This window comes from Curtobacterium sp. VKM Ac-1395 (genome assembly GCF_015350975.1).
Classification (GTDB): Bacteria; Actinomycetota; Actinomycetes; order Actinomycetales; family Microbacteriaceae; genus Curtobacterium.
Map to the genome: position 1 here is coordinate 511,272 of NZ_JADKRX010000001.1, position 17,299 is coordinate 528,570.

Annotated in this window: 16 protein-coding genes; 10 read left to right on the top strand and 6 right to left on the bottom strand. The window is 72.3% G+C overall.

From position 1 onward, the window contains the following. Nucleotides 1–3 precede the first annotated feature (3 nt). Genes ITJ68_RS02635 through ITJ68_RS02645 form a run of 3 tightly spaced genes read left to right on the top strand, consistent with a single transcriptional unit; the run spans nt 4 to nt 3,514 of the window. Complete coding sequence (locus ITJ68_RS02635) at nt 4–897, top strand: ABC transporter permease (protein ID WP_194659775.1); 894 nt, start codon at nt 4–6, stop codon at nt 895–897. Continuing rightward, a complete protein-coding gene (locus ITJ68_RS02640) occupies nt 894–2,597 on the top strand; it encodes a dipeptide ABC transporter ATP-binding protein (protein ID WP_194659776.1) in 1,704 nt (567 codons plus the stop codon). The genes ITJ68_RS02635 and ITJ68_RS02640 overlap by 4 nt, the downstream gene beginning before the upstream one ends. After that, nucleotides 2,594–3,514 carry an ROK family protein gene (locus tag ITJ68_RS02645; protein WP_323743195.1) on the top strand — a complete coding sequence of 307 codons (921 nt, stop codon included), beginning with the start codon at nt 2,594–2,596 and terminating at the stop codon, nt 3,512–3,514. Before ITJ68_RS02640 ends, ITJ68_RS02645 begins: the two co-directional genes overlap by 4 nt. 117 nt (nt 3,515–3,631) lie before the next feature. Here the strand turns inward: ITJ68_RS02645 and ITJ68_RS02650 are convergent, their stop codons facing one another. Continuing rightward, the gene (locus tag ITJ68_RS02650; RefSeq protein WP_194659777.1) at nt 3,632–5,104 is read right to left on the bottom strand and encodes a protein kinase domain-containing protein; all 1,473 of its coding nucleotides are present in this window, start codon (nt 5,102–5,104) and stop codon (nt 3,632–3,634) included. A gap of 200 nt (nt 5,105–5,304) precedes the next feature. On the opposite strand from ITJ68_RS02650, the gene pcp reads away from it, so the two are divergent. Further along, a complete protein-coding gene (gene pcp / locus ITJ68_RS02655; protein ID WP_194659778.1) occupies nt 5,305–5,955 on the top strand; it encodes a pyroglutamyl-peptidase I in 651 nt (216 codons plus the stop codon). Nucleotides 5,956–6,001: 46 nt separating this feature from the next. Then, nucleotides 6,002–7,546, top strand: a complete 1,545-nt coding sequence (locus ITJ68_RS02660; RefSeq protein WP_194659779.1) for an AAA family ATPase — start codon at nt 6,002–6,004, stop codon at nt 7,544–7,546. A 33-nt stretch (nt 7,547–7,579) separates the two neighbouring features. Here the strand turns inward: ITJ68_RS02660 and ITJ68_RS02665 are convergent, their stop codons facing one another. Genes ITJ68_RS02665 through ITJ68_RS02675 form a run of 3 tightly spaced genes read right to left on the bottom strand, consistent with a single transcriptional unit; the run spans nt 7,580 to nt 9,833 of the window. Beyond that, a complete protein-coding gene (locus ITJ68_RS02665; RefSeq protein WP_194659780.1) occupies nt 7,580–8,350 on the bottom strand; it encodes a hypothetical protein in 771 nt (256 codons plus the stop codon). Then, a complete protein-coding gene (locus ITJ68_RS02670) occupies nt 8,347–9,030 on the bottom strand; it encodes a DedA family protein (protein WP_194659781.1) in 684 nt (227 codons plus the stop codon). Before ITJ68_RS02670 ends, ITJ68_RS02665 begins: the two co-directional genes overlap by 4 nt. Then, entirely contained in the window at nt 9,027–9,833 is an 807-nt protein-coding gene (locus ITJ68_RS02675) for a hypothetical protein (protein WP_194659782.1), read from the bottom strand. The genes ITJ68_RS02670 and ITJ68_RS02675 overlap by 4 nt, the downstream gene beginning before the upstream one ends. Before the next feature lie 186 nt (nt 9,834–10,019). Here ITJ68_RS02675 and ITJ68_RS02680 point away from each other — a divergent pair, with 186 nt between their 5' ends. From ITJ68_RS02680 to ITJ68_RS02695, 4 genes are all read left to right on the top strand, one after another. Next, nucleotides 10,020–11,108: a sensor histidine kinase gene (locus ITJ68_RS02680; RefSeq protein WP_194659783.1), complete on the top strand. Its 1,089-nt coding sequence runs from the start codon at nt 10,020–10,022 to the stop codon at nt 11,106–11,108. After that, on the top strand, nt 11,105–11,764 hold the full coding sequence (locus ITJ68_RS02685) for a response regulator transcription factor (protein WP_194659784.1): 660 nt from the start codon (nt 11,105–11,107) through the stop codon (nt 11,762–11,764). Before ITJ68_RS02680 ends, ITJ68_RS02685 begins: the two co-directional genes overlap by 4 nt. A 121-nt stretch (nt 11,765–11,885) precedes the next feature. After that, complete coding sequence (locus ITJ68_RS02690; RefSeq protein ID WP_194659785.1) at nt 11,886–12,617, top strand: S1 family peptidase; 732 nt, start codon at nt 11,886–11,888, stop codon at nt 12,615–12,617. 176 nt (nt 12,618–12,793) lie between these two features. Then, complete coding sequence (locus ITJ68_RS02695) at nt 12,794–13,681, top strand: SDR family oxidoreductase (RefSeq protein ID WP_071278961.1); 888 nt, start codon at nt 12,794–12,796, stop codon at nt 13,679–13,681. 57 nt (nt 13,682–13,738) lie between these two features. Here the strand turns inward: ITJ68_RS02695 and ITJ68_RS02700 are convergent, their stop codons facing one another. After that, the gene (locus ITJ68_RS02700; protein WP_194659786.1) at nt 13,739–14,593 is read right to left on the bottom strand and encodes a helix-turn-helix transcriptional regulator; all 855 of its coding nucleotides are present in this window, start codon (nt 14,591–14,593) and stop codon (nt 13,739–13,741) included. Between the two features lie 86 nt (nt 14,594–14,679). Between ITJ68_RS02700 and ITJ68_RS02705 the strand changes: the two genes are divergently transcribed. Further along, nucleotides 14,680–15,486: an SDR family NAD(P)-dependent oxidoreductase gene (locus ITJ68_RS02705; protein WP_194659787.1), complete on the top strand. Its 807-nt coding sequence runs from the start codon at nt 14,680–14,682 to the stop codon at nt 15,484–15,486. A gap of 40 nt (nt 15,487–15,526) precedes the next feature. On the opposite strand, the gene poxB is transcribed toward ITJ68_RS02705, so the two are convergent. Continuing rightward, complete coding sequence (gene poxB, locus ITJ68_RS02710) at nt 15,527–17,251, bottom strand: ubiquinone-dependent pyruvate dehydrogenase (protein WP_194659788.1); 1,725 nt, start codon at nt 17,249–17,251, stop codon at nt 15,527–15,529. Between the last annotated feature and the right edge of the window lie 48 nt (nt 17,252–17,299).

Here is a 17,299-nt window from a genome sequence, read left to right on the forward strand (position 1 = left end):
CGCATGACCGTCCAACTGGCCCCTGAAGCCCCGGGCGCCCCCGTCACGGTCGCCGCGACCGGGTTCCGCCTGGCCGCCCGCCGGTTCTCGCACAACACCCTCGCGGTCATCGGCCTCGTCGTGATCGTCGTGATCGTGCTGTTCTGCTTCGTCGGTCCCTTCCTCTACCCGACCGACCAGACGCACACGCTCCTCGAGCAGGCCAACCAGCGCCCGAGCGGCTCGCACTGGCTCGGCACCGACGCCGTCGGGCACGACGTCCTCGGCCGACTGATGTACGGCGGCAAGGTCTCGCTCCTGGTCGGCATCGCCGCCGGGGTCCTGGCGACAGTCGTCGGCACGCTGTGGGGCTCGATCGCCGGGTACGTCGGCGGCTGGGTCGACGCCGTGATGATGCGCGTGGTGGACGCCGGCATCGCGATCCCCGCGCTGTTCATCCTGCTCGTCATCTCCGCGATCACGACGCCGGGGGTCGCCGGGCTCATCCTCATCCTCGGCCTGGTGTCGTGGCTGGTGCCGTCCCGCTTGATCCGCGCCGAGACCCTGACGCTGAAGAACCGCGACTACGTCCTCACCCTGCGCGCGATCGGCGGCTCCCACGCCCGCGCCATCGGCAAGCACCTGCTGCCGAACTCGGTCTCCACGATCGTGGTCGCCGCCACGTTCCAGGTCGCCGACGCGATCCTCCTCGTCGCCTACGTCTCGTACCTCGGCCTGGGCGTCCAGCCGCCGGCGACGGACTGGGGCGGCATGCTCTCGGCGGGCCTCACCGCCGCCTACTCGGGACGCTGGTGGCTGATCGTGCCACCGGGTCTCGCCGTGATCCTCGTCGTCTGCGCGTTCAACGCCGTGGGCGACGGACTGCGGGACGCCTTCGACGTGAGGGGCCGCGGATGACCGCCGACCAGATCCTCCGGATGACCGACCTCGGGGTCTCCTTCAGCACCGAGTCCGGCACGGTCGACGCCGTCCGCGGTGTCTCGCTGACCGTCGCCCCCGGCGAGACGCTCGCGCTCGTCGGCGAGTCGGGATCGGGCAAGTCCACCGTGGCGCTCGCCGCGATGGGGCTGCTCTCCGGCAACGCCACGGCCCACGGCAGCGCCGTCGTCGCCGGGCACGAGGTCGTCGGCGCCGCTGAGCCCGCCCTGCGCGGGCTGCGCGGACAGACCGTCTCGATGGTCTTCCAGGAGCCCGCCACCGCGCTCGACCCCCTCACCCGGGTCGGCGCGCAGATCGCCGAGGTCGTCCGGAACCACCGCTCGGTCTCCGCGTCCGAGGCAGCAGCAGCAGCCGTCGACCTGCTGGACCGCGTCGGCATCCCCGACCCGGCCGAGCGCGCGAAGGCGTTCCCGTTCCAGCTCTCCGGTGGGCAGCGCCAGCGCGTCGTGATCGCCATGGCCATCGCGAACAGCCCCGCGCTGCTCATCGCCGACGAGCCCACGACCGCACTCGACGTCACGGTGCAGGCCGAGATCCTCGAGCTGCTCCGCGCGCTCGCCGTGGACAGCGGCACCGGCGTGCTGCTCGTCACCCACAACATGGGCGTCGTCGCGGACTTCGCCGACCGGGTCGCCGTGATGCTCCAGGGCGAGATCGTCGAGACCGGCAGCGTCGAGGACGTCCTGCTCCGCCCGCAGCACGAGTACACGAAGCGTCTGCTCGCCGCGGTGCCCCGGCTGGACACCGTCGAGTCCGTGACCGCACGCGACCGTGCGGCGGCTCCCGTCGCACCCGTGGTCGCGTCCGACCCGGACGGGAGGCCCGACACCGCCCCGGTGGTCGACCTGCGGGACGTCTCGGTGACGTTCGGGCGCGGGGCGCGGGCGGTCCACGCCCTGAGCGGGATCGACATCGCCGTGCACGCCGGTGAGACCGTCGGCCTGGTCGGCGAGTCCGGCTCCGGCAAGTCCACGGCGGCGCGCGTCGCCCTCGGGCTCGTCAAGCCGAGCGGCGGGGAGGTCCGCCTGTTCGGGCAGGACCTCCGCCGGATCCCGCGGCGCGACCGACGCTCGCTGCGGTCGGGGATCGGCGTCGTGCTGCAGGACCCCGTGGCCTCGCTCGACGCCCGGATGTCCGTGGCCGAGTGCATCGCCGAACCGCTCGCCGTGCACCGCCGGGGGACCTCCTCCGCGGACCGACGGAAGCGCGTGGACGAGGTCCTCGACGCCGTGCGGCTGCCCAGGGCGCTGGCGTCCCGTGCGCCGCGTGAGCTCTCCGGTGGGCAGCGGCAGCGCGTCAGCCTGGCGCGGGCCCTGGTGCTCGAGCCCCGGCTGCTCGTCGCCGACGAGCCCACCTCGGCACTCGACGTCAGCGTGCAGGAAGCCGTGCTCGACGTCCTCACCGAGCTGCAGGCCGAGTTCGGGTTCGCGTGCCTGTTCGTCTCGCACGACCTCGCCGTCGTGCAGCACTTCGCCGAGCGGGTCGTCGTGATGCGCCGCGGTGTCGTCGAGGAGCAGGGCACCACCGGCACGACGCTGCTGCACCCGACGACCGACTACACCAGGCGGTTGTTGGCGGCCGTCCCCGTGCCGGACCCCGTGCTGCAACGGCAGCGTCGGGCCGAGCGGCTCGCCACCCTCGCGGCGGTGACCTCGTGACCCCGGTGCTCGCCGGCATCGACGTCGGCGGGACGAACACCAAGGTGGTCCTGGCGACCACCGAGCTCGAGGTGATCGACCGACGCGACCTGCCGACGCCCGCGCACGCGGGCGGCGGGGCGATCGTGGACGCGGCGCTCGGGGTGGTGACGGACCTGCTGGAGACGCACCGAGCCTCCTTGGCGGGTGTCGGGGTGGGCGCGGCCGGCGTGGTCGACGCGACCACCGGGACCGTGCTCGTCACCGGCAACTCGTTCACCGGGTGGGCCGGGCACGGCGTGACCGCGCACGTGTCCGAGCGGCTCGGTGTCCCCGCGACGCTCGACAACGACGTCAATGCGTTCCTGCTCGGCGAGGTCGCCGCCGGCGCCGTCGTGGGGGAGCGCGACGTGCTCGGGATGACTCTCGGCACCGGGGTCGGCGGGGCCCTCGTGCTCGGGGGCTCGCTGTTCGCCGGGCCGCGCGGTGCCGCCGGGGAGATCGGCCACGTGCCGGGCTTCGGCGACGGGCTCTGCACGTGCGGGCAGCACGGACACCTCGAGACGATCGCGGCGGCGCGGGGCATGGCCGCCCGCTACGAGGCCGCGACCGGACGACGCCTGCCGGTGCACACGATCGCCGACGCCGCGCGCGCCGGGGACCCGGACGCACTCGACGTCTTCCGGACCGCCGGGTGGGGGATCGCCCGGGGCATCCTGCTCACGGCGGGGATCCTCGACGTGACGACGGTCGTCATCGGGGGCGGGGTCGCCCGGGCCTGGGACCTGCTGTCGCCGGCGATCGAGGCGGCCATCGCTGCCGAGCCGCCCGTCAGCGGGGCGTCGATCCGGGTCGAGCCGTCGACGCTCGGCTCCGACGCGGTCGCCCTCGGGGCGGCGGCGCAGGTGCGGGCGCGGGTGCTGGCGGCCGTCGCGTAGGCAGGCGGGCGCTGGTGCGTCCGTTGGCGATCACGCTGAGCCGAGTCTCGGCGTCCCGGACACAACGCGCGGCCGGTGGCGCGAGTCGTGTCCGCGGAGACGAGACTCGGACTCGGGTCAGCCGGCCGTCGGGGGTGCCAGGGGGATCGCGTCGCTCGTCGAGCGGAGCGACTCCTGGCGCAGTTCGAGCTGCGAGACCGCCAGCGCCGCCAGGTCGCGGAGGTTCGCCAGGTCGGCCTCGGTCGCCGTGCGCGGACGGGTGTCGAGCACGGCCAGGGTGCCGATCGCGGTGCCGTCGTGGCGGACGAGCGGCACGCTGACGTAGAACCGGATCCCGAGGGGGCCGGTGACGAGCGGGCTGTTCCGCATCTCCGGGTGCGCCGACCCGTCGGGGATCACCACCGGGACCGGGACCGGGGCGAAGCCGTTCCGGAAGCTGATGTGCCGTGCGGAATCGTCGATGCCCTCGGCCAGGTACGACTGCGACCACTCGCGGTCCTCATCGAGCACCTCGACCAGGGCGATCGGGGCGTCGAACAGGCGTGCCGCCATGGCCGTGGTCCGCTGCAGCGCCTCCTCGGGCAGCAGGTCGAGCGTCGCCGGGTGCGACCCCGTGGCGGGGCGTTGACCGGTGGCGGTGCGCGTGCCGGTGCCGGTGCTCGGTCCGGCGCTGCGCGTCGTCTCCGTCTCCGTCGCGCGGGTCGCGGTGCCGGGCGCGTCCGTGTCGACCACGCGGTCCTCGGCCGTGGTGTCCGCGATGACGACGTCGCGGAGCAGGCCGACCAGGGCCTCCCCGGTCGGCCGCTGTGCCGGGTCCCTGGCCGTCATCGCGGTCAGGGCGCGCTGCCAGTGCGTCGGAAGCGGGTCCGGCACGACGGGGTCGCGCGACAGCCGAGCGACCGCGGACTCGACGAGCGACCCGGGGAACTCCCGCCGGCGGGTGAAGCACTGCAGCAGCACCAGGCCGAGCGAGTAGACGTCGCTCGCCGGGCCGACGTCACCGCCGCGGGCCTGCTCCGGGCTGAGGTAGGCGGCCGTCCCCGTCGTCACGCCGTCGGCGGTGAGCCGTTCGACGCCGTCGGCCAGCGCGATGCCGAAGTCCGTCAGCCGAGCCCGGGCACGGTCGGCCCGGTTGCCGTAGTCGACGAGCAGGATGTTCGACGGCTTGATGTCGCGGTGCACGACGCCGCGGTCGTGGATGTAGTGGAGCGCCTCGGCCATGTCGTAGCCGACCTCGGCGATGTGCCGCGAGGCCAGCGGCCCGAGCCCCAGCCGCTCCTCGAGGTCCTGCCCGTGCACGAGCGCCATCACGATGAACCGCTGCGGGGTGCCGTGCTCGTCCTCGACGACGCCGGCGTCGAGCAGGCTGACCAGGTTGTGGTGGTCGAGCGATGCCAGGACGCCCTGCTCGGCCTCCTCTCGCGCGATGTCGACCAGGCCCGGGTGGAAGACCTTCACGGCGACGGGCCGGTCGAGGCTCTCGTCGAGGGCGTCGTACACGACCGACATCCCACCGCGGCCGATGACCGTCCGGAGCCGGTAGCGCCCGCCGAGGAGCGCGTGTGGCGCCTCCTGACCTTCCGTCATCATGCGTGCATCATCCCATCCGGCCGCGGTCCGGGCGCGCGTTGATCCCGAGCACGCGCCGCTCCGGTCGCGCTGCTCCGGTCGAGCTGCGCCGGTCGTGCTGCTCCGCTGGACACCGGCGTTCAGTCGTCGCGCCGCGACCATCCGCGGCGCGACCCGCGAACACCGGTGTCCCGCGCCCGGACAGCCGTAGCATCGAGGACGTGGCCACCAGCGCAGCACCTGTCGTCCTCCTGACCGCGTTCGAGCCGTTCGGGGGTGCCGAGCGGAACCCCTCGTGGGACGCCGTCCGGGCCGTCGCCGAGTCGTGGGACGGCCCCGGCACCGTCGTCGTGGCGCAGCTGCCCGTCGTCTTCGCCGAGGTCCGCGCGGCCCTCGTCGCCGCGATCACCGAGCACCGCCCCGACCTGGTCATCGCCACCGGTGTCGCCGAGGGACGCGACGCCGTCACCCCCGAGCGCGTCGCGGTCAACGTCGACGACGCCCGCATCCCGGACAACTCCGGCGCGCAGCCGATCGACGAACCGATCGACCAGCGCGGGCCGGACGGCTTCCTGACGACCCTGCCGATCAAGCGCATCGTCCGAGCGGCGACCGAGGCCGGGGTCGCCGCATCCGTGTCGAACACGGCGGGCACCTTCACCTGCAACCACGCCTTCTACGAGCTGATGTCGATCGCGGCGAACGAGGCCTTCCGCGCCGGCTTCGTGCACGTCCCCGCCACGCCGGAGTCGGCGACCGGGGACGTCCCGACGCTGCCGCTGGCCGACATCGTCACGGCACTCGAGGTCGCCGTCCGCGAGAGCCTCGACCCCGCGGCCGACGCGGTGCTGGTCGGCGGCGCCGAGCACTAGTCGTCCCGCCCTGGCCAGTCGCCGCGAGCCCTGCCAGGATGCACTCGTGCTCGACGATGCAGACCGGGACCTCATGCGTGCCTTCGCACGCTTCCTCGACCACGCGAACGACCTCGCGGCGACGGAGCAGCGTGCCACGCTGACCCCGATCGGCGAGCGGCTCCGCGACCACCTCGGCGCGGACCCGCAGACCATCCCCGTGGTGACCGAGGAGTTCGCCGACCACCGGCTCGTCGACGCCGACATCGCGCTCGACGAACTCACGGGCCCCGACCCGGACGCGCTCGTCGGCATCGCCGGGGACGACGGCCGCTTCCACAGCTCGATCAGCGAGTTCGTCGCGCACGCCCACACGCGGTGGTCGCTCGGCCCCGTGAGCTACGCCACCCGTGCCACCGGCCCGGACACGACCCGTCGGGTGGTGTCGTTCGGGCTGCGCCTCATCACCTTCGAGGGCGCGCCCCTCGTCGTCCTGCAGCGCAGCGCGAAGCCCGAGTACGGCCGGTCGAGCGCCACGCTCGAGGTGCTCGCCGTCGACCAGGACCTCGCGACGACCTTCCTCACCCGGGTCCGCGCGCTGATGATCGAGCGCAGCGTGCTGCGCGGCCAGGTGCTCTCGTTCGTCCAGTCGCAGTACGGCGCCGACGCCGGTGCGACGTTCCTGCGGCGGCCGGAGACGACCGCGGACGACGTCGTCCTGGCCGACGGGGTGCTCGACGAGGTCGTCGCGCACGTCGTCGGGATCGGCGAGCAGCGCCAGGCGCTCCTGGCCGCCGGGCAGCACCTGAAGCGCGGGGTCCTGCTCTACGGCCCGCCCGGCACCGGCAAGACCCTGACGATCCGGCACCTGCTGCACCGGACCGAGGGCGTCACCGCGGTGCTGCTGACCGGGTCGAGCATCGCCGCGATCGGTGCCGCGGCCGAGGTCGCCCGCACCTTCCAGCCGTCCATCGTCGTGCTCGAGGACATCGACCTCGTCGCCATGGAGCGTGACATGACGCCTCAGCCCCTGCTGTTCGAGGTGCTCGACGCGCTCGATGGCCTGGACGGAGACGCCGACGTGGCCTTCGTGATGACGACGAACCGGGTGTCGGTGCTCGAACGGGCGCTCGCCGACCGGCCCGGACGTGTGGACCTCGCCGTCGAAGTGCCGCTGCCCGGCCTGCCCGAGCGGACGCGGCTGTTCCGTCGCTACGCGGGCGCGCTGCCGTTCTCCGACGCGGTCCTCGCGCAGGCGGCCGAGCGCGCCGACGGCACGACGGGCTCCTTCGCGAAGGAGCTCATGCGGCGGAGCGTCCTCGGTGCGGCGATGCGCGGCGGCGAGCCTTCGGACGCCGACCTGCTCGACGCGCTCGAGTCCCTGCTCACGGCGCGCTCGGCGCTGACCCGCAAGCTGCTCGGCACCCGCGGCGACGAGGACGCCGACGCCGACGGCATCGAACCCGAGGACGTGGTGGACTTCGCGTTCGTCGCCGGCCAGGGCGAGCCCGGCTTCCCGGTCATCGTGCCGTCGGTCGCGGACGAGCACGGGCGCGCCGATGACCTGGGACTCGGGACGACTGCGGACGATCGGCCTCCTTCCGACCAGTGAGCAGCGGTCGCCCGCCGCCAGCGCCGTGGTACCTCAGCGCGCGACGGCGGTCGACGACTGCGCTGTTCGTCGGAACTGCGCGGACCAGGCCACCGCCACGGCGATCACGATCAGCAGGACGGCACTGACCAGCCCCGTGCCGACGGCGAGACCGCCCCGCGCGTGCGGGACCGCGACCCAGTCCGCGAAGGACGCCCCCACCGGCCGGGTGAGCACGTACGCCGTCCAGAACGACAGGACCGGGCCGAGGACGCCGCCCAAGCGACCGAGGACGACGACGGCCATGGCGGCGACGAAGACCATCCCACCGGCGAAGTACCCGAGGTGGAAGGTGCTGGCGAGCAGGTCGCCGGCAGCGGTGCCCATCGCGAACGTGGCGATGACTGCGGCCCAGTAGAAGCACTGTCGGCGCAGGCTGGTGATGGTGTGCACGTCGAGGCTTCCCTCGGTGCGGCGCCACACCACGAACACGGCCACGAGGCCGACCAGGAACACCGGGGCGGAGACCAGGTAGGGGACGCCGAGAGCGACGTGGGTGACGTCGGCGATCATCGTGCCGAACACCCCGACCATCGACACGGCCGCCCAGTACCTCCAGGGCGCGTACCGGGTCGCGGCGAGCTGCACGACGAGGACGACCGCGAAGAGCACGGCCGTGACCAGGACCGTCGGGACGGGATCGAACCGTGTGACGAGGAAGTCGGAGAGTGCCTCGCCCATCGCCGTGGTGACCACCTTGATGACCCAGAACGACGTCGTCGGGTCGGGCACACGGTTCGGTGCGTCGGGCGTCGTCGCGGTCATCCTCGTCGGTCCCGACCGGCCGCGGCTGGCTGGTCGGACGGATCGCCGTGCGTTCCTGACCGGCGGCCGGCCCGACGGCGGAGCGCCCCGATCACGATCGGGAGCACCGAGACCAGGACGATCACGATCATGAGGACGTCGATGTTGTGTGCCACGAACGGGATCCCGCCGAGCAGCACCCCGACAGCGGTCAGGCCTGCAGCCCATGCGATCGCCCCGATGAGGTTGAACAGCAGGAACCGGCGGTAGTGCATCCCGGCGGTGCCGGCCGCGAGGGGGACGTACGTCCGGACGACGGGGACGAACCGGCCGAGGACGAGTGAGAGCCCGCCCCACCGGGTGAAGAACGCCTCTGCCTCGTTGAGTCGAGCGGTGGTGAGCAGACGCGCGTCGTCCCGGAACCAGCGACGCCCGAAGCGCTTGCCGAGCCAGTACCCGACCTGGTCACCGGCGATCGCCGCGAGGGACGCGACGAGCGCGACCTGCCACGGCGTGACGCCCAGGGCGCTGCTGATGATCGCGGCGGTGACGAGCAGGGAGTCACCGGGCAGGAACGGGAACAGCACCCCGGACTCGATGAAGATGAGCACGGCGATGCCCACGAGGACGTACGGACCGAAGGCGTGCAGCACGGATGCTGCGTCGAGGAGGTGCACGGCGAGGGGGACGGTGGCGGTCACGAGGAGACACCCAGCTGCGCCTGCGGAGCGGTGGCATCGCGACGGAGACGGATCGAGAGCCAGCTGATGACCGCGGCGATGAGGACCAGGAACACGACGCTGGTGGTGATGGTGCCGATGCCGAGGCCGCCGTCCTCGACCGGCGACGAGAGCAGGTCGCCGGTGGAGGCACCGAGCGGTCGGGTGAGGACGTACGCGATCCAGAAGCACACGACCGGGCCGCGGTGCCCGATGAACCAGACGGCCGCGGTCAGGGCGATCGCCCCGGCGAACAACAGCAGCGACGGGAAGTACCCGAGTCCGGTCTGCTCCGCGATCAGGTCACCGGCGGCGGTGCCGAGGGCGAACGTGAACAGGATCGCCAGCCAGTAGAACGCTTCCCGGCGGACCGCGTCGATGCTGTGGATCGAGATGGTCCCCTCGGATCGGTACCAGATGACGAAGACGGCTGCCAGCGCCACGGCGAAGACGGTCGTGCTGAGGGCCAGCGGGACGCCGAGCCCGTCCGTCAGGTTGTCCGTGATGCACGTGCCGACGATGCTGATCAGGACCACGGTGATCCAGTACAGCGGCGGCCGGTAGGAGCGGGTCCGGAACTGCAGGACCAGGAACACGACGAGCGCGACGGCCATGACCAGGGTCGTCAGCGGCAGGCCGAGCCCGACCGTGTCGCTGAGGAGGTCCGCTGCGGTCTCACCGACGGTTGTGGCGAGGATCTTGATGACCCAGAACGACACGGTCGGGTCCGGCACCTTGTTCGAGCGGACGCGGGTCCGCAGCCGGGCTGCTGGCGCGTGGGACATGACGTTCTCCTCGTCGGGACGGACCGGACCGCAGATGCGGGAGCGGCGATGCATCGACGCTAGGAACGCGGGGCCAAGACTTCACCAAGAAACGAGATCGGTCTCGGCGTGCGGCAGGATCGGTGCCGATGCACCGACGTCGGAACACCTCCGTGTCCCGGTGCCGGTGCCGTGGAGGGAGCACAGGTGAGGTCACCGTGGTGGTCATCGATCGCTGACGCGGCGGTCACGTGGTCGTTCCGTTCCGGACAGGAGCGTGACCCGGACCGGTTGGCGTACCGCCGGTCCGTGGTCGGCATCGCGTTCCAGGTCGCCGTCGTGTCCGCGGCGCTGGTCGCCGCGATCATCGCCCTGGTGGTCGGGTACGTCCTCTGGCAGCTCACCCCGGGACAACTGCACGAGGCTCCGGCGGCGAGCGACGTCCGCATCTCCCTCGACACCGTCGACCTGAGCATCGCGGTGGTCGGGGTCGGCGGGTTCTCGATCGTCCTCGCCGGCCTCGCCGCGTGGAGGATCGCACGCCGTGCGGTGCGTCCCATCGCCGACGCCGCCCGTGTCCAGCGCACGTTCGTCGCCGACGCCAGCCACGAGCTCCGGACGCCGCTGGCGGTGCTCCACGCCCGTGTACAACGGCTGCACATGATGACGCCGGCGGACGACCCGCGGCACGCCGTCGTGGACGAGCTCCGAGGCGACACCCGTGTCCTGATCGACATCGTCAACGACCTCCTGGACGCTGCTGCGGGGAACAGCGGAGCGAGCGGGACGGCCGACCTCGCCGATGCCCTGGCGACCCTGCGGCGGGACATGACCGTCCTCGCGGTGGAGCGGGAGGTGCACCTCGACGTCAGGCCGGTCGACGCGGCACTCGCGGGGGCCACCCTGGCGGTGTCGGAGACGCAGCTGCACCGGTGCCTGGTCGCCCTGACGGACAACGCGATCGGTCACACGCGCGCCGGTGGCCACGTCCGGGTCTCGACGAGCGCGGGCGGTGCCTCCGCCGTGATCCGTGTCACGGACGACGGACCCGGCATCACCGGGATCCCTCCCGCCCGCGTCTTCGACCGGTTCGCCCACGGCACGCCGACGGGGCCGGCGGGCGCTGCCGCTCCGCGCACCGGGTACGGCATCGGGCTCGCGCTGGTGCGCGACGTCGCCGTCCGCGCCGGCGGCGACGTCACCGTGGAACGCACCGGTGCGGACGGCACCGTGTTCGCGCTCCGGCTGCCGGTACGACCCGACGGACCACCTGACGACCGGGAGGGCCGCCCGTGACGCTCCGACTCCTGCTCGTCGAGGACGACCCACGACTCGGCCCCCTGGTCGCCGAGGTCCTGGGTGACGAATGGGACGTGACACTCCGCGCCGACGGGGAGAGCGCACTGGAGGTCGCCGCCCAGCAGTACTTCGACGTGATGGTCGTCGACCGACGGCTGCCCGGCATCGACGGCACCGAGGTGATCGCCACCCTGCGGGAGCGCCGCATCAGCACGCCGGTGCTCATGCTGACGGCGCTCGGGGCGGTCAGGGACCGCGTGTCGGGCCTCGACGCCGGCGCGAACGACTACCTGGTGAAGCCGTTCGACTTCGACGAGCTCACCGCACGACTCCGAGCGCTGACTCGTGACTACTCCGGCACGGGGGCCACGATCGAGATCGGCGGATGGGCCTTCCACCCCGACGACCAGAGCATCACGTCCCCGTACTCGGGCAGGGTGATGCTGACGGAGAAGGAGACCGCGATGCTCCGCCTGCTCGCGAGTGAACCAGCGCGCGCCTTCACTCGCCAGCACCTGCTCTCCGCGGTCTTCGAGCGCGGCGAGCAGGTCGGCACCGTCGACACCTACGTGCACTACATCCGGCGCAAGACCGACCGCGACCTGATCACCACCATCCGCGGCGTCGGCTACCGACTCGGCACCCCGGCCTGAACACGACCCGCTGACACCTCCCGTCCGTCGAAGTGCGGACTGGTGCCCTCCGTCGTCCAGGGTCAGGATGCAACCAGTTGCACACTGCAACGACCCTGCTTCGTCCGACAGAGGAGTCGTCATGAAGAAGTCCATCGCAGCCGCGTTCGCCGCGGTCGTCGTCGTCGCCGGTGGCGTGTTCGCCGCCGCCCCCGCCTCGGCCCTGACCGCCAGCCCCCAGGTCGTCGGCGGGGAGAAGGCCCCCTCCACCGCCTGGGCCGTCCAGCTCCAGGCCTCCGGCGGCTCCATCCCCTCCGGCTACGTCAGCACCTGCACCGGCGAACAGGTCTCCGGTTCCTGGGTGCTCACCGCCCGCCACTGCATCGACGGCATCGGCGCGATGAACGTCTACCACTCCAACTCCACGGTCAACCGGGGGACGCCCGTCGCCGTAGACCGGGTCAGCGCGGCCCCGACCGGCGACATCGCCCTGGTGCACCTGCGGAGCGCGTACGCCCTGTCCTCGTACGCGCCGCTCGACCTGGCAGCGACCGCGAAGTCGACCGGCACGGGCACGATCCAGGGCTACGGCCTGCGCGCGAACGCGGTCCAGTCCGACGGCCTGTACCAGGCGAGCGTCGCCCTCACCGGTGCCAGCACCGACGCCTTCGGCGGTCGCGCGCAGCACGCCTCGGGCGTGACCGGCGCCTCGAACCACGGGGACTCCGGCGGGCCGCTGCTGGTCGGCGGCAAGGTCGTCGCGGTCTGCTCGACCGGCGACAGCGCCGACCCCGGCGCGAACACGTCGGCCGGCTCCAACTACGCGCTGCTCTCGCAGTCCGCCTCCTGGATCCGGTCCACGGCCGGCATCTGAACCACCTGACGGACTGGAGGCTCCCCACCGGTCACGGCCGTCCCGCCGCTGGCGCGTCGGTCCGGAACCGGCCGGCGTGGGCCCAGGTGCCAGCTGGCACCGAGCCTCCAGTCCGTCGTCTGGTCGCGTCCAGGCTGGCTGAACGGGTCCCCCGGCGCGCTGAGCACACTGGGCCCATGAGCCAGTACGACAAGCGTGACCCGAACAGCCTCTACCCCGCCCCGCCGTTCCCGAAGCAGGAGCAGTCGCTCCCGGGTGCTGCCTGGAAGATGGACCCGAAGCCGGACCACGGCGAGGAGAGCTACGTCGGCCGCGAGCGGCTGACCGGCTTCCGCGGCATCGTCACCGGCGCCGACTCGGGCATCGGCCGTGCCGCCGCGATCGCGATGTCGCGTGAGGGTGCCGACCTGGTGCTGTCCTACCTCCCCGACGAGCAGGAGGACGCCGAACAGGTCCGCGACCTGCTCGAGGGCGAAGGCCGTCGTGCGGTGCTCGTGCCCGGAGACATCTCCGACGAGCAGTACTGCAAGGACCTCGTCCAGAAGGCCGTCGACGAGCTCGGTGGCCTCGACACCCTCGTGATGGTCGCCGGTCGCATGGAGAGCAACGAGGACATCCTGACGCTCGACACCGAGATGTTCGACTCGACCTTCAAGACGAACATCTACTCCCTGTTCTGGCTGACGAAGGCCGCCGTGCCGCACCTCGAGCCCGGCTCGACGATCGTCACGACCGGATCGATCCAGGCGTCGTCGCCGACGCCGGACAAGATCGACTACGCCGTGTCCAAGGGTGCGATCAAGCTCTTCACCGAGGCCGTCGCCCAGCAGCTCGCGCCGAAGGGCATCCGCGTGAACTCGATCGCGCCCGGCCCCGTGTGGACGCCGTTGCAGCCGGGTTCTGACGACGCCGAGAAGGTGTCGCAGTTCGGCGGGGACTCGCCGTTCGGTCGCCCCGGCCAGCCGGCAGAGCTCGGCGCCGCGTACGTGCACCTGGTCAGCCCGGAGTCGAGCTACCAGTCGGGGTCGACCATCACGATCGCCGGCGGCACGCCCGCCTTCTGATCGACCACCTGCGACGCGGGGCCGACGACGGCCCCGCGTCGCAGCGATGACGACCGGTCACCCGGTGCGGACGCCCTCCACTCCCAGCACGCCGAGGAGTGCGAGGGCGTCGGCATCTGGTGACCCGGCCGGTGCCGTGTAGAGCACGAGCCACTGGCCGCGGTCGACCAGGGCGAGGCTGTCGCAGTCGACCGTGACCGGGCCGACCACGGGGTGGTCGAACGTCTTGGACAGCACGGTCGTCGTCGGGACGTCGTGACGGTCCCAGAGCCGCGCGAACTCCGCGTTGTCCGCTCGGAGCTCCTCGACGAGCCCGACCACGGACGGGTCCTCCGGGTACTGCGCGCGGACGGCGCGGAGCTGCCGGACGACGTGCTGGCGGAACTCGGCACCGTCGGAGATGCCGTAGGGCGGCACCGTGTCGGCGGGGTGCGCCCCAGGCGGGAACGCCTGTCGGGCGAGGTTCCGCTCGGCCGGGAGCCGCTCGCCGAAGTCCTCCATGAGCGCGGCCGCGAGCGGGTTCCACGCGAGGACCTCGAACGTGGCGGAGAGCACGATCGCCGCCGTCTGCGGCAGGCGCTCGACGAGGGCGACGATGCTCGGTCGGACGTCGCGGCGCACCCGTCCGTGGTGGAGCGGCGCCGTGCCCGCCAGGGTGTGCAGGTGCGTGGACTCGACGGCGGAGAGGCGGAGCGACTCGGCGATGCCGGCGAGCACCTCGGCGGACGGCCGTGGCGCGCGGCCCTGTTCGAGCCGCACGTAGTACTCGGTCGAGATGTGGGCCAGGACGGCCACCTCTTCACGCCGCAGTCCGGGCGTCCTCCGTCGCGAGCCCGTCACCAGGCCGACGTCCGAGGGCTGCAACCGCTCCCGCCGTGAACGGAGGAACGCCGCCAACTCCTGCTTGTCCATGCCAGGAGTCTGCGCCCCGTGCGCCGCTGGTGTCGTGGTACCGGTCGTACCTGGTTCCGCCGGTCCACGGCGGTGACGCTGACGCCATGACCGAGAACAGCATCCAGTCCACCTCCGACACGTCCACCACCGCTCCCACCGGCCTGCTCACCGGGAAGGTCGTCTTCATCACCGGCGCCAGCCGCGGCATCGGAGCCGCAGCAGCACGGCTCTTCGCCCGGGAGGGCGCGGCCGTCGTGCTCGCCGCCCGGAGCACCGCCGCGCTCGAGACCGTCGTGGACCAGGTCCGCGCGGCCGGCGGGGTCGCTGACGCCGTCCCGCTCGACCTGGCCGACCCGGCGAGCATCCGCGCTGCCGTCGCGCGCGTCGACGAGCTGCACGGACGGCTCGACGGGGCGTTCAACAACGGTGCGACGATCCAGCACCCCGGGCCGCTCGACACCACGAGCGACGAGGACATCGACGCGCAGTTCGCCGTGAACTTCCGCGGGCACTGGGTCGCGATGACCGCGGAGGCCGCCCTGATGCGCCGGACGGGTGCCGGGGCCATCGTGAACACCTCGAGCATCGGCAGCCGACGCGCGAACCCGGCACTCCCCGCGTACGGCGCCATGAAGCGGGCGCTCAACAGCATCACCGAGACCGCGGCCGTGACCTGGGCGTCCGACCGCATCCGGGTGAACGGGATCACCCCGGGCGGCACCGCCACGGAGATGATCGACGCCTGGGAGGCGGCGACCCCGGGCATCGTCGAGCAGGTCAATGCCTCGATCCCACTCGGACGGATGGCGGAGCCCGAGGAGGTCGCCGAGGTCGCCGCATGGCTCCTGAGCGACCGTGCCGCGATGGTGACCGGCGCGATGATCCCCGTCGACGGCGGTGCCGGCGCCTGACCCGTCCGCCTGGGGCTGGGTCTCCAGCCCCAGGCCCGCGTCAGATGAACTGCCGGAAGTTGGTCGACGCCAGGTCGAGCAGCTCGTCGCCGCGGCCGCTCAGGACCGTGCGGATGGCGTAGAGCGTGAAGCCCTTCGCCTGCTCCAGGGTGACCGCCGGCGGCATCGACAGCTCCTGCCGGTTCGCCTTGACGGAGACCAGGGCCGGCCCGTCATGGGCGAGGGCGGCGGCGAGCGCATCCTCCAACTGGTCGGATTCGTCGACCCGGAAGCCCTTCAGCCCGATGGCCTCGGCCACGGCCGCGAAGTCGGGGTTCGTCAACTCGGTGCCGAAGTTCACGAAGCCGGCGGCCTTCATCTCGAGCTCGACGAAGTTCAGTGACGAGTTGTCGAACACGACGATCTTCACCGGCAGCTTGTTCTGCACGATCGTCACGAGCTCACCGAGGAGCATCGTCAGACCGCCGTCCCCGGCCATCGCGATCACCTGCCGATCGGGGAACGCGGTCTGCGCGCCGATCGCCTGCGGCATGGCGTTCGCCATCGAGCCGTGCCAGAACGACCCGATCAGCCGTCGCTTGCCGTTCATCGTCAGGTAGCGGGACGCCCACACGACGGGGGAGCCGACGTCCGGGATGAACACGGCGTCGTCGTCGGCGAGCTGGTCGAGGACCCTGGCGACGTACTGCGGGTGCAGGGGCTTGTGCTTGCCGGCGGGCACGGCCAGGTCGTCGAGCTTCTCCCGCGTCTTCCGGTAGTGCTTGCGGGCGTCCTGCAGGTGGTGTGCCGGCTTCGAGGCGGTCAGCAGGGGCAGGAGTCCGAGGGCGGTGTCCTTGACGGTGCCGACCAGGCCGATGTCGACCGGGTGCCGCTTGCCGAGCTGTTCCCCCCGGATGTCGACCTGCACGTGCTTCGCCTTCGCGGGGAAGAACTGGGGGTAGGGGAAGTCCGTGCCGAGCATGAGGACGACGTCGGCGTCCTCCATCGCGCGGTAGCCCGACGCGAACCCGAGCAGGCCGGTCATCCCCACGTCGTAGGGGTTGTCCCACTCGATGTGCTCCTTGCCGCGCAGGGCGTGCACGATCGGGGCCTGCAGGCGTTCCGCGAGGGCGACGACCTCGTCGTGGGCACCCGCGACCCCGGCACCGGCGAGGATCGTCACCTTGTCGGCGCCGTTCAGCAGGTCGGCCGTGCGCTGGAGCTCGGCGTCGGAGGGGATGATGCGCGGTTCTGCCCGGCCGATGCGGACTGCACGGTCGTCCCTCGCCTCGGCGAGCAGGACGTCGCCGGGGATGACGAGCACGGCGACGCCGCGCTTCTCGACGGCTTCGCGGATCGCGATCTCGAGCAGGCGCGGCATCTGGACCGGGTCGGCGACGTACTCGACGTAGACGGAGCACTCGCGGAAGAGTTCCTGCGGGTGGGTCTCCTGGAAGTACCCGGTGCCGATCTCCGCCGTCGGGATGTGCGCGGCGATCGCGAGGACGGGCACGCGGGAGCGGTTCGCGTCGTACAGGCCGTTGATCAGGTGCAGGTTGCCCGGTCCGCAGCTGCCGGCGCACACCGCGAGGTCTCCGGTCAGGTCGGCTTCTGCTGCCGCGGCGAACGCAGCCGCCTCCTCGTGGCGGACGTGCTCCCAGCTGATCGTGCCGTCCTTCCGGATGGCGTCGGTGAAGCCGTTGAGCGAGTCCCCGGGCAGGCCGTAGACGCGGTGGACGTCGTTCTCGCGGAGTGTGGCGACGATGGTCTCGGCGACGGTCGGCATGCGGTTCCTCTCGTGGTGGACGTCTCCCGGTCTAGTCGGTGCCGTCGT

Bases quoted from the DNA above. Each gene is read 5' to 3' on its own strand.
- ITJ68_RS02635 (WP_194659775.1), top strand. From the start codon at position 4: ATGACCGTCCAACTGGCCCCTGAAGCCCCGGGCGCCCCCGTCACGGTC.
- ITJ68_RS02640 (WP_194659776.1), top strand. From the start codon at position 894: ATGACCGCCGACCAGATCCTCCGGATGACCGACCTCGGGGTCTCCTTC.
- ITJ68_RS02650 (WP_194659777.1), bottom strand. From the start codon at position 5,104: ATGATGACGGAAGGTCAGGAGGCGCCACACGCGCTCCTCGGCGGGCGC.
- ITJ68_RS02665 (WP_194659780.1), bottom strand. From the start codon at position 8,350: ATGACCGCGACGACGCCCGACGCACCGAACCGTGTGCCCGACCCGACG.
- ITJ68_RS02675 (WP_194659782.1), bottom strand. From the start codon at position 9,833: ATGTCCCACGCGCCAGCAGCCCGGCTGCGGACCCGCGTCCGCTCGAAC.
- ITJ68_RS02690 (WP_194659785.1), top strand. From the start codon at position 11,886: ATGAAGAAGTCCATCGCAGCCGCGTTCGCCGCGGTCGTCGTCGTCGCC.
- ITJ68_RS02695 (WP_071278961.1), top strand. From the start codon at position 12,794: ATGAGCCAGTACGACAAGCGTGACCCGAACAGCCTCTACCCCGCCCCG.
- ITJ68_RS02700 (WP_194659786.1), bottom strand. From the start codon at position 14,593: ATGGACAAGCAGGAGTTGGCGGCGTTCCTCCGTTCACGGCGGGAGCGG.
- ITJ68_RS02705 (WP_194659787.1), top strand. From the start codon at position 14,680: ATGACCGAGAACAGCATCCAGTCCACCTCCGACACGTCCACCACCGCT.
- poxB (WP_194659788.1), bottom strand. From the start codon at position 17,251: ATGCCGACCGTCGCCGAGACCATCGTCGCCACACTCCGCGAGAACGAC.